This window comes from Pseudorhodoplanes sp., assembly GCF_035565855.1.
Classification (GTDB): Bacteria; Pseudomonadota; Alphaproteobacteria; order Rhizobiales; family Xanthobacteraceae; genus Pseudorhodoplanes.
Genome location: NZ_DATMRX010000088.1, coordinates 1 through 11408 on the forward strand (window position 1 = coordinate 1; position 11408 = coordinate 11408).

At 63.9% G+C, this 11408-nt stretch carries 10 protein-coding genes; 4 read left to right on the top strand and 6 right to left on the bottom strand.

From position 1 onward, the window contains the following. Positions 1 to 868, top strand: an 868-nt coding sequence (locus VN004_RS04890) for an NAD(P)-dependent oxidoreductase (RefSeq protein WP_325607578.1), incomplete at its 5' end; no start/stop codon positions are given. Between the two features lie 15 nt (positions 869 to 883). Here the strand turns inward: VN004_RS04890 and VN004_RS04895 are convergent. Further along, positions 884 to 1651 carry an enoyl-CoA hydratase/isomerase family protein gene (locus VN004_RS04895; RefSeq protein ID WP_325607580.1) on the bottom strand — a complete coding sequence of 256 codons (768 nt, stop codon included), beginning with the start codon at positions 1649 to 1651 and terminating at the stop codon, positions 884 to 886. After that, entirely contained in the window at positions 1648 to 2523 is an 876-nt protein-coding gene (locus tag VN004_RS04900) for an IclR family transcriptional regulator (protein WP_325607582.1), read from the bottom strand. The genes VN004_RS04895 and VN004_RS04900 overlap by 4 nt, the downstream gene beginning before the upstream one ends. A 63-nt stretch (positions 2524 to 2586) precedes the next feature. Between VN004_RS04900 and VN004_RS04905 the strand changes: the two genes are divergently transcribed. The 3 genes from VN004_RS04905 to VN004_RS04915 are packed head-to-tail and all read left to right on the top strand — an operon-like array spanning position 2587 to position 6572. After that, complete coding sequence (locus VN004_RS04905; protein ID WP_325607584.1) at positions 2587 to 4701, top strand: ABC transporter ATP-binding protein; 2115 nt, start codon at positions 2587 to 2589, stop codon at positions 4699 to 4701. 16 nt (positions 4702 to 4717) lie between these two features. Next, a complete protein-coding gene (locus VN004_RS04910; RefSeq protein ID WP_325607586.1) occupies positions 4718 to 5671 on the top strand; it encodes an ABC transporter permease in 954 nt (317 codons plus the stop codon). A 7-nt stretch (positions 5672 to 5678) separates the two neighbouring features. After that, complete coding sequence (locus tag VN004_RS04915; RefSeq protein WP_325607588.1) at positions 5679 to 6572, top strand: ABC transporter permease; 894 nt, start codon at positions 5679 to 5681, stop codon at positions 6570 to 6572. Here the strand turns inward: VN004_RS04915 and VN004_RS04920 are convergent. The 4 genes from VN004_RS04920 to VN004_RS04935 form a co-directional block, all read right to left on the bottom strand. Then, positions 6569 to 8179 carry a GMC family oxidoreductase gene (locus VN004_RS04920; RefSeq protein ID WP_325607590.1) on the bottom strand — a complete coding sequence of 537 codons (1611 nt, stop codon included), beginning with the start codon at positions 8177 to 8179 and terminating at the stop codon, positions 6569 to 6571. The two genes, VN004_RS04915 and VN004_RS04920, sit on opposite strands and share 4 nt — an antisense overlap. Before the next feature lie 57 nt (positions 8180 to 8236). Then, positions 8237 to 9817, bottom strand: coding sequence for an ABC transporter substrate-binding protein (locus tag VN004_RS04925; protein ID WP_325607592.1), 1581 nt, complete (start codon positions 9815 to 9817; stop codon positions 8237 to 8239). Between the two features lie 169 nt (positions 9818 to 9986). Continuing rightward, positions 9987 to 10445: a PaaI family thioesterase gene (locus tag VN004_RS04930; protein ID WP_325607594.1), complete on the bottom strand. Its 459-nt coding sequence runs from the start codon at positions 10443 to 10445 to the stop codon at positions 9987 to 9989. Between the two features lie 9 nt (positions 10446 to 10454). Next, on the bottom strand, positions 10455 to 11408 hold a 954-nt coding region (locus VN004_RS04935), incomplete at its 5' end, for an NAD(P)-dependent alcohol dehydrogenase (RefSeq protein ID WP_325607596.1).

The window sequence follows — 11408 nt, forward strand, 5'->3', positions numbered from 1 at the left end:
GGGCGCCATGGGTTGCGGCATGGCGGTCAATCTCGTGAAGGCGGGCTTCACCGTATCCGCATTCGATCCGTCGGCAGAAGCGCGCGCAAACTTCGAGAGCCGCAGCGGCGCGAAGGCCGTTTCTACTCCGCGTGAAGCCTGCGAGAACCAGGACGCCATCGTGACGATGCTGGGCGATGGCAAGGTGGTGCGCGCCGCCCTGTTCGGCGGGGACGCCCCCATCGCGGCGGCGAAAGAAGGCACGCTGGTGATCGACTGCTCGTCGTCATCGCCGCCCGATACGATTGCGCTCGGCAAGGAGCTGGCGCAACGCGGCATCGGGCTGATCGATTCCCCCGTCTCGGGCGCGCAGAAGGGCGCCGATGAGGGCACGCTGACTCTGATGGTCGGCGGCGATGCCGCGCTCGCACACCGTGCGGACAAGATCCTGCACGCAATGGGCAAGTCGATCTTCCATACCGGGCCGCTTGGCGCCGGCCATGCGATGAAAACCATCAACAATTATGTTGCCGCGCTCAATCTGGTTTCGGCGCTGCAAGGTCTCCTGGTCGGGAAGAAATACGGGCTCGACCCGGAGCAGATGGTGGACATCATCAACGCGTCCTACGGCCGCAACGCCGCGACCGAGTTCGTGCTGAAGCAGCAGGTCACCTCCGGCAAGTTCGCCGCGAATTTCAAGATGTGGCTGATGGCAAAGGATGCGCGGGTGATGGCCGAGACCGCACGGCATGTCGGCTATTCGGCGCCGCTGCCGCAGGACCTGACGGACTGGCTTTCGGACGCGGAGAGGATGCTCGGCCGCGACGTCGATTTCACCAACATGTACAAATATTTCGATACGTTCTGGGAGGAGAGCGCGACGTCGTAGTGCTTGCCGCGCCCTTTACCTGCCCCTGAACACCGGCTTTCTTCGCTCGCGAAACGCCGCAAGCCCCTCCTGCCCGTCGGGCCCCCGCGTCACTTCCTTCTGGTAGCGCGCTTCCAGCGCCAGCACGTCATTGAAGCTGCGATCCTCGGACAGGATGTCCTTGGTCGCGCGGAAAGCCGCGGTCGGGCCGCTTGCGATCAGGTTGGCCAGTTCGGCCGTCCGCTCGGACAATTTGTCCGCCGGCACCGCCTCGTTGATCAGTCCGATCGCGGCGGCCTCGCGTCCACTCAGCATTCGCCCGGTGAAAACCAGTTCGGCTGCACGATGCCGTCCGAGCCTGTGTTGAAAGAAATAATGCCCGCCCGAATCGAGAACCGCGCCGATGCGCCGGAACGGACTGCCGAAGATCGCATCGTCCGATGCAATGGTCATGTCGCACGCGAGCGCCAGCCCAAGGCCAAAACCAAGCGCAGGGCCGCGCACCGCCGATAGTGTCGGGGCTGGAAGCGCATAAAGCCGTTGCAGGATGGGCCCGATCCGATTGAGCAGAATCTCGTGCGCATCTTCGCCTTCCGGATTGATCTCGCGCACATCGCGGCCGGAACAGAAGCTGTCGCCCGCCCCGCGGATCACCAGACAGCGCGCATCCCGCACGCGCTCGCTCGCGAGCATTTCGCCGAGGGCTTCCATCTCGGTCAGTTTGAGGCTGTTCTTCGTCTGCGGGCGGTCGATTTCGAGCACCAGGACCGGGCCCTCGTCGATCAGCCGGAATGCGTCGCTCATCGTCGCGCCCTCCGTGCCGGCGTCGCTGCGGAGGCTGTTTCGTCAGCCGGCTCGTAATAGCCCAGCGCCTTGCTCAGTTCGTTGGCCTTGCCGATCACCAGGTTGGCCAGCTGCTTGTGCATCGCCGGCTTGTAACGCATCATCGGCATGGTGATGCCGAGTGATCCCATTACGTTGCCGTCGGCATCGAACACGACTCGCGCAAAGCCGATCGCCTCCGGGAAAATCTCTCCTTCTGCCGAGGCATAACCGCGCTCGCGGATGTCCTGCAGCGCCGCGCGCATATCCTTCAGTGTCGGCGGCGGATTGCCGGCCGGCGACGGCCCTGCTTCGGCGACCGCCTTCGCGACCACGTCGTCCGGCAGATATGCCAGCATGCACCGCCCGACTGCGCCCCAGGCCACCTTCTGTTCCATCAACGGTTCGAAGTGATAGCCAAGCGGATGTGGCGAGCGCGCCACCACAGTTCCAACGAAGCGGCGCGAGGCCGGCAGATACATCGCGAAATAGCAGGTCTCGTGGCAGGCATCGCGCAGAGCCTCGAGGATCGGCCGCGCGATCTCATCGAGATCGATCTGTCGCGTGATGAGCGAGGAAATGCGGAACAATTCGCGCCCCGCGCGATAGCGCTGCGTGGTGGCGCGCTGCTCGATCAACCCTTGCGTCATCAGAAGCTTGAGCAGGCGATGTACGGTGCTCGGCGGCAGGGACAGGCGCTGCGCAAATTCCTTGACCGAAATCTCTCCGCCCATCTCGGCGACGCATTGCAAGAGGCGCACAACGCGGACCACCGTGCTGGTTGCTTCTTCCGACACTTTGCTGTCCTTTTTGGTGCACGCTGAAAGCCGGTCGTCGCTTGTCAGACCCGCCATCGGCCTCTATCCTACTGAGTGGAAGAGCATTCCGCTAGAAGGAATGACACCGGATGGGAGGAAATGACTGAGCGTCGGCACACACCTGCCGCCGCGGTCGCCCGGGACGCACTCGGCTCGCCGACGATCGGCGAGGCAGTCGTGGCCGGCGAACGTGGGCCTGCGTCTGCGGCGTCCGCTCAACCGCTCCTGAGCGTCGACGACCTTCACGTCAACTTCGCGACCGATATCGTGACGGTGCGCGCGGTCGAAGGCTTCAGCCTGCAGGTCAGCCCCGGCGAGATTGTCGCACTGGTCGGTGAATCCGGCTCCGGCAAATCGGTCTCCGCCCATTCCATCATGCGACTGTTGCCCCGCACCGGACGGATCCCGCGCGGGCGCATCATGTTCGAGGGGCGCGACCTCCTTGCGCTGCCCGAAGAGCAGATGCGCGACGTGCGCGGGCGCGAAATCGCGATGATCTTTCAGGAGCCGATGACCTCTCTCAATCCGGTCCTGCCGATCGGGGTGCAGATCATCGAGCCGCTGCAATTCCATCTCGGAATGACCGCGCAGCAAGCCAATGAGCGCGCCGCCGAATTGCTGAGGCTGGTCGGCATTTCCGATCCTGAGCAGCGCCTGAAGCAATATCCGCATCAGTTCTCCGGCGGCATGCGACAGCGCGTCATGATCGCAATCGGACTGGCCTGCAATCCCAAGCTGATCATCGCCGACGAACCGACGACGGCGCTCGACGTCACGATCCAGGCGCAGATCCTTGAACTGATGAAATCGCTGTCGCGCGATCTCGGCATCGCGCTGATCATCATCACGCACAATCTCGGGATCGTGGCCCGGTATGCGCATCGTGTGGTGGTGATGTATTCCGGCCGCGTGGTCGAACAAGGCGATGCGGACGCGATGTTTCATCGCCCGCGCCATCCCTACACGATGGGCCTGCTACGTTCGGTGCCGCGTCTCGACCGCCCGCGCACCGGACAGCTCGAAACGATCGAAGGCCTGCCGCCCTCCGCCGCCGATCAATTGCCCGGATGCCGCTTCGCGCCGCGCTGCCCCTTCCATTTGCCGGCCTGCGATACGCCGCCACCGCTTGCCCCGACTGACACCGGAGGACTCTCGGCCTGCATTCGCGTGCAGGACATCGCAGCGGGGAAGCTCGCCTGGAAAAGGGCCGATGCTGCGACATGGAGCAACACGCCCGAGGAGACACAACAGCCTGTCATCTCGGTTCGCGGCCTGACCAAGCATTTCCCGGTCAAGACCGGACTTCTCGCGCGCACCCACCAGGTGCGTGCCGTAGAGGATGTCAGCTTCGCGGTCGGTCCGGGCGAGACGCTCGGTCTCGTCGGCGAATCCGGATGCGGCAAGAGCACGGTCGGGCGACTGATCCTGCGGCTGGAGAACCCGACCATGGGTTCGATTGAATTCGGAGGCCGTAACCTCGCGGACATGAGCCGCGCCGAACTGAAGGCGATGCGGCGAAAGATCCAGGCCGTGTTCCAGGACCCCTATTCCTCGCTCAATCCGCGGATGACGACCGGGCAAATCATCGCCGAACCCCTGAAAGTCTACGGGATTTCGTCGAGCGACGCCGCGGCGCGGGAACGGGTCACAAGTCTGCTCAGCGAAGTCGGCCTGCGGCCCGAAACCGCGGAGCGCTATCCGCATCAGCTCTCCGGCGGACAGCGCCAGCGCGTCGGCATCGCGCGGGCGCTCGCGATCGAACCGGAATTCATCGTGTGCGACGAGGCGGTGTCCGCACTCGACGTCTCGATCCAGGGGCAGATCGTCAATCTCCTGGAATCGCTGCAGCGAAAGCGCGGCCTCTCCTATCTCTTTATCGCGCATGATCTCGCCGTGGTCCGGCACATTTCCTCGCGCATCGTCGTGATGTATCTCGGTCGTGTCATGGAAACGGCCGACCGCGACGAACTCTGCGAGCGCCCGCTGCATCCCTACACAAAGCTGCTGCTGGACGCGGCACCGATCCCCGACCCGAAGGTCGAAAAGGAGCGCGCGCCGCGGCTCATCAAGGGCGAATTGCCAAGCCCCCTCGCGCCGCCCACGGGCTGCGTGTTCCACACCCGATGTCCGATCGCCACCGCCGAATGCCGTGCGGACATCCCCGCTTTACGTGAGATCCGTCCCGGCCACACCGTGGCCTGCATCAAGGTCTGAACAGGGAGTTGCGCGCATGTTTCGCTACGTCGCCAACCGCCTGCTGCTGGCGATCCCGACGCTGATCGGCGTCGCGGTCATCACCTTCTTCGTGCTCCGCGTGCTTCCGGGCGACATCGTCGAAGCGAAACTTCGCGGCGACGGCACGACGGTGACCGCCGATGTCATCGAGCGCGAGCGGGCGCGCCTCGGTCTCGACAAGCCACGCTCCGAGCAATTCGTCGACTGGATGAAAGGGCTCGCGCGGCTCGATCTCGGCAATTCGATGTGGACCGGTCGCCCGGTGATCGAGGAAGTCGGCGCGCGTTTCGAAATCACGTTCCAGATTGCGCTGATGGCGACGCTGATCGGTTGCTTCATCGCAATCCCGCTTGGCACATTGGCGGCGCTTCATCGCGGCACCTGGATCGACACCGCGGTGCGCGTCTTCGCGGTGGCAGGGCTTGCTGTCCCGAGCTTCTGGCTCGGCATGCTCATCATCCTCGCCATGTTATGGAGCATCGGCACGCTACCTCCGCTGACTTTCACCCCGATCTGGCAGAACCCCGCAGCCAATCTCTGGCAACTGATCTGGCCTGCCCTCGCCGTCGGCTATCGCTTCGCGGCGGTGCTGACCCGGATCGTGCGTTCGTCCCTTCTCGAGGTGCTGGGCGAGGACTACATCCGGACCGCACGCGCCAAGGGGGTGATCGAGTCCGTCATCGTGCGCCGACACGCGCTGCGCAACGCACTTCTCCCAGCGGTCACCGTAATCGGTCTGGAATTCGCATTCCTCCTCGGCGGCCTTGTCGTCACCGAGCAGGTGTTCAGCCTGAACGGTCTCGGCAAGCTGTTCGTGCAGAGCGTGGCGCGGCACGACTTCACCCTGATCCAGGGCATGGTCATGCTGTTCGCGACCTTCTATATCGTCACCAATCTCGTGATCGACCTCGTCTATGCGGCGCTCGATCCGCGCGTCCGGTACCAGTGAGGACGCCATGACCGACACCACGCTCCGTCCCGCAAAGCGTTCGTCCTGGCTGCGCAATCCTGTTGTCGATTTCTGCATCAAGCAGCCGGCCGGCATGGTCGCCTTGCTGGTGCTGCTGGTGATGATGTTCGCGGGCGTCTTTGCGGAATACATCGCGCCTTATGACCCGGTGCGGAACAATCTCGCCAGCATGCTGCAACCGCCAAGCTGGAAGCATCTGCTCGGCACCGACCCGTTTGGCCGCGACATCCTCTCGCGCATCATCTACGGCGCCCGCACCGCCCTGATCATCGGCCTGTCATCGGCGTTTGTCGGCTGTACCATCGGCGCGATCATCGGCGCGGCCTCGGCCTATTTCGGCGGGAAGATCGACAACGCGATCCAGCGCTGCATCGACCTGATGCTGTCCTTTCCGCTGATCGTGCTCGCACTCGTGGTGGTCGCCGTGCTCGGCCGCTGGCTGGTCTTCGGGATCGATATCAACCTGATCCTGGCGATCGCCATCCCGATCATCCCGCAGGTCGCGCGCGTGATCCGATCCTCAGCGCTCGTGATCCGCAATCTGCCCTATGTCGATGCGGCCCGGATTGCCGGCTATTCCAATACGCGCATCGTGCTGCGGCACATGATCCCGAACCTGATGGCGCCGTATCTCATCATGCTGACGGCGTATATCGCGCAGGCGATCCTGCTGGAGGCCGTTCTATCGTTCCTTGGCCTCGGCGTCGCCGAGCCGGTGCCGGCCTGGGGCCTGATGCTGTCGGGCAGTGCCTCGGACTTCTTCGAGGAAGCACCGTGGATCGTGATCTTCCCGGGTCTCGCCATCAGCCTCGCGGTCTTCGCATTCAATTTGCTGGGCGACGCCCTGCGCGACTGGCTCGACCCGAAATTCAAGTCCTAGGATACCGACACCCTCGCATCCTCGCGGATCATCGCAGCACCCTTCTCGCCGATCATGATCGTCGGCGCATTGGTGTTGCCGGTCGTGATCCTCGGCATGATCGAGGCATCGATCACGCGAAGGCCTCCGATGCCGTGCACACGCAGGCGCGGATCGACCACCGCCTGCGGATCGATGCCCATCCGGCACGTTCCGACCGGATGAAAGACCGTGGACGTGTGCATGCGCGCGAACTCCGTCAGCGCCGAATCGTCCTGTGCCTCCAGTCCGGGCACGGTTTCCGCCGCCACCGCATCGGCAATGGCCGGCTGCGCGAAAATGCGACGCGCGAGGCGGATGCCGGCGAGCGTCACCTCCATATCTTCCGGAGCCGAAAAATAATTCGGCCGGATCTCCGGTGGACGCTTCGGATCAGGTGAGATGGCCATGATGGTGCCCCGGCTTTCCGGGTTCACCGCGCACACGGCCGCGGTCATGCCGGGTTCACGCTCCAGTTCGCCGAAGCGGCTGCGATCGTAACTCCCCGGCGTGAACAGGATCTGCAGGTCCGGACTGATCCGGCCCTCACGCATGCGCGCGAATACGCTCGCGGTCGAAACGCCGAAGGTCAGCGCACCCGTCCCGGACAGGCACCAGCGCGCGATCTCCCGGAGCAGCAGCGCGCCGCGGCGCAGTTGGTTGACCGAAACTTCCCCCTTCACGCGATACGCCAGCAACGCCGCAAGGTGATCGATCAGGTTCGAGCCGACGCCGGGAAGATCGTGCACCACCGGCACGCCGATCGCCTGCAGATGCGCGGCGGGGCCAATGCCGGACAATTGCAGGAGCTGCGGCGAATTGACGGCGCCGCCGCACAGGATGACTTCGCGCTTCGCCCGCACCTGATGCACCGCGCCGCCGCGCTCATACTCGACGCCCACAGCACACTTCCCGTCGAACAGGATGCGCCGCGCCAGGGCAGCAGTCTCGACATGCAGGTTGGGACGCCGCCGCGCGGGCCGCAGGAAGGCACGCGCCGTGGATTGGCGGATGCGCCGGTTGCGGCTCATCTGCGAATAGCCGACGCCTTCCGGCTGCGATCCGTTGTGATCGGGCGTGAATGGCACGCCAGCCTGCACCGCGGCTTTCACGAAGCGATGGGTGAGCGGAAGGATGGTGCGATAGTCCTCGACCGCCATCTCGCCATCGCGGCCGCGATATTCGTCCTCGCCGCCGATCCGCCGCTCCGACTTGCGGAAGAACGGCAGCACATCGGCCGCGCTCCAGCCGGTGCAACCCATCTGCGCCCAACCGTCATAATCGGCGGGATGGCCGCGCAGATATAGCATGCCGTTGATGGCGCTCGATCCGCCCAGCACCTTGCCGCGGGGCCAGAAGAGGGAACGGTTGCCGATGCCAGGCTCCGGCGCCGCAGTGTAATTCCAGTTCACCACCGGATGCCGCAGCAGCGTCACCATTCCTCCCGGGATATGGATCATCGGCCGCCAGTCGGTCGGCCCTGCTTCCAGCAAAAGCACGCGGTAGCCGTCTTCCGACAGCCGCGCGGCGACGACACAGCCCGCCGAGCCTGCGCCGATGACGATGAAATCAGCTTCGGCAATGCTCATAGCCTGACCCAAATAAAAAGGCGGGGCCCTGCGGCCCCGCCTGAAGCATCTTGCTCGTTACCTGTCGAACCACACGTCCGACATGTCGAGATTGAGCACGGTCGTCGGTGCAAGCTTCCAGCCCTTGAACTCCTTCACCGCCGCCGTCGCGCGGTTGTTGCCAAACAGCGGGATGTTGTAGCCCTGCTCCACCAGCCGCTCGAGGAACTCCCGCACGACCTTCTTGCGCTCGGCCGGATCGGTGATGTCCGCCTGCTTGTTGAACAGCTCGACCAGCGTCTTGTCGTCGGCGCCGGAATAGTTGTTCGGACTGCCGGGGATGAACTTCACCAGCACTTCGTTCGGATCGACGCTCACGGTATTGTTGAAGTCGATGGCGACGTCGTAATTGCCGCTGGTCAGCGCCGCGAAGTAAGGCGGTGTCTCGGCCGAGATCTGATCGACCTCGATGCCGATCTGGCGCCACTGGTCCATGATGTAGATGCCGAGCGGCTGCCAGGGCAGCCGGACGTTGCGGTTCAGCAGCGTCAGCTTCAACTTCGGCACCCCGGCCTCCGCGAGAAGCTTCTTGGCTTCCGCACGCTGCTTGTCCATGTCCGTGCTGTAACCGGGGAGCTTCGCCATCTCTTCCTTGGAGTAGGCCACGGGACTCGCCGCCGGCACGAAAACGGTCGGGAATTCGAGGGTGGCGAGCTTCGACAGACTGGGGATTCCGCCCCAGCGGTCGATTGCGAGACTGAGCGCCTTGCGCACCCGCGGATCGTTGAACGGCGGCTTCTTCACGTTCACGGTGAGGAAATTCGTGATGTTGAAGGAGTTCTCGTGGAACACCACAGCATCACCGCGCAGGCTCTTCAGACGCGCCCGGTCGGGCGGCGCAACCTGGAACAGCAGCGCGTCGACCTGACCGCCGGCGAGCGCGTTGATGACACCGGGGCCGTTGATGAAGAAGGCGCGGATGCCATCGAGATACGGCTTACCCTTCTGGTGATAATTGTCGAAGCGCTTGGCGGTCCAGTGCGATCCCTTGACGTATTCTTCGAACACGAATGGGCCAGTGCCCATGACATTCGTTTCATAGAACTTCTGGTTTTCGGCCAGCTTCTTCGCCGAATAGACGCAGTTCCAGGGATTGGCGAACATGAAGACCGCGCCCGGATTCACGTGCTTCAGCTTGAACACGACGGTATCGGCCGATGGCGTCTCGATCGAATCGATGCTCGAGAACTGCCCCTTGCGTGCGGACGTGACGCCCTCCGGCGGATTGCGTATGCGATCGAAGGTCGCCTTGATGTCGGCCGATGACAAGTCGCTGCCGTCATGGAATTTGACGCCGGGCTTCAGCTTGAAGGTATAGCTCAGGCGATCCGGCGCCACGGTCCATGACTCGGCGAGGTCGCCGATGATCTTGGAGAAATCGTTCGGATCGTATTTGAGCAATGTCGAATAATGCGGCCCGAGCACCTGCAGCGCGAACGATGTCGCCGAGGCGTGACAATCGAAGCTCGTCGGCTCGCCTTCGATGACATGCCGCAATACGCCGCCACGTTTCGGCGTCTGTGCCAATGCGGCGGTCGCAACGCTTCCGGCAATTGCAACGCAGACCAATGTTTGCGCAATGCGGGTGATCGATCGCATCAATAACCTCCCTGATGGTGCGATTGCCTGCTTTGTGCATGACAATCGCGGTTCCGTTTATCGGAACGTCTTTCCTTACAATGGAGTCTAGCGCCGCAGGTTACGCCGTCAAATGCAATCGACGCCGATCAGCGCGCGCGGTCGATTGTGTCGCGGATTGCGGACCGCGTCACTCGCTGCTTCGCGGCGGGATCAGCGTCAGCACGGACGATGCCGTCGCCAGAATCGCGTCATTCGCCTTGGCCCGCAGATGCGCGCGCGCAAAACCGTTCCGCCGGCCAAGCCGGTCGACCTCGCCCTCGGCGATCAGAACTCCCGGCTTCACCATCGCGAGAAACGAGACCGTAAGCCCGGCGGTGGCGAAATGGATGCTGTCGTCCAGCGCCGTCATGATCGCCGCGGCCATCGCGTAATCGAGCATCGCGGAGACTGCACCACCTTGCACGACGCTGGCGCCCTGCAGGAACAGCGACGACGGCTCGAACTGAAGCGTGATGCGGCCGGTCGTGGCCGCCACGATACTGGTGCCGAGCGCGGCGAGAAGCGGTGAGGAGTCGAAGGCCAGCGGCGTTCCTGCGCCGGCCAGAAACGCGCGGACACGCATGCGGTCGGGATTTTGCTCCGCCATTCCGCGCGCTCAGTTGATCTCGATACAGACCTTGCCGACGTGATTGCCACCCTGCAACCACGTCAATGCCTCTGGGAGCTGCTCAAGCGGAAAGGTGCGGTCGACCACCGGCTTGATGCCATGCTGACCGATGGCACGCAGCATGTCGGCAAATTGCCGCCGGTTGCCCAGCGCGACACCCACGACATTGAGCATATTCATGGTGATCAGCGGCAGCGGGAAATCCAGCGATGGTCCCGCCACCACACCGATTACGGCAACCGTACCGCCAAGCTTCGAGGCGCGGATCGACTGCTTGATGGTCCCCGCCCCACCGACCTCGACGACGAGATCGACGCCGCGGCCATTCGTCAGCTTGCGGGCAGTCTTGCCCCACTCGGCATCGTCCCGATAATTGATCACGTGATCCGCGCCGAGCGCTTTCAGCCGCTGAAGCTTGGCCTCGCTCGACGACGTCGCAATCACGGTCGCGCCGGCCGCCTTGGCGAATTGCAGCGCGAACAACGACACGCCGCCGGTGCCCTGCGTCAACACGACATGCTCCGGGCCGGTCTTGTGCGCGACGCGCACCGCGCTCCACGCGGTAATCGCGGCGCAAGGTAAGGTGGCGGCCTCGACGAAGCTGAGATTTTGCGGAATTGCGAGGATCGCGTCGGCATTGAAGACACGAAACTCCGAGGCAACGCCATCGGCGAGGCCGCCGGGGGCATCGCGCAGGAGAAAGTCCTGCGGCTGACCATCCTGCCAGAACGGAAAAAAGCAGCCGACCACGCGGTCGCCGACTTTCCATTCCCGCACCCCGGCGCCAACCTCGGCGATTTCACCGGCGCCGTCCGAAAGGAGGATCAGGTTCTCGCGCTTCTGCATTCCCCCGTACTTGCCGTCGAGCGTCAGCAGGTCGCGAAAGTTCAGCGAGGCGGCGCGCATGCGCACCAGCACCTGGCCGGGACCGGGCTTGGGATC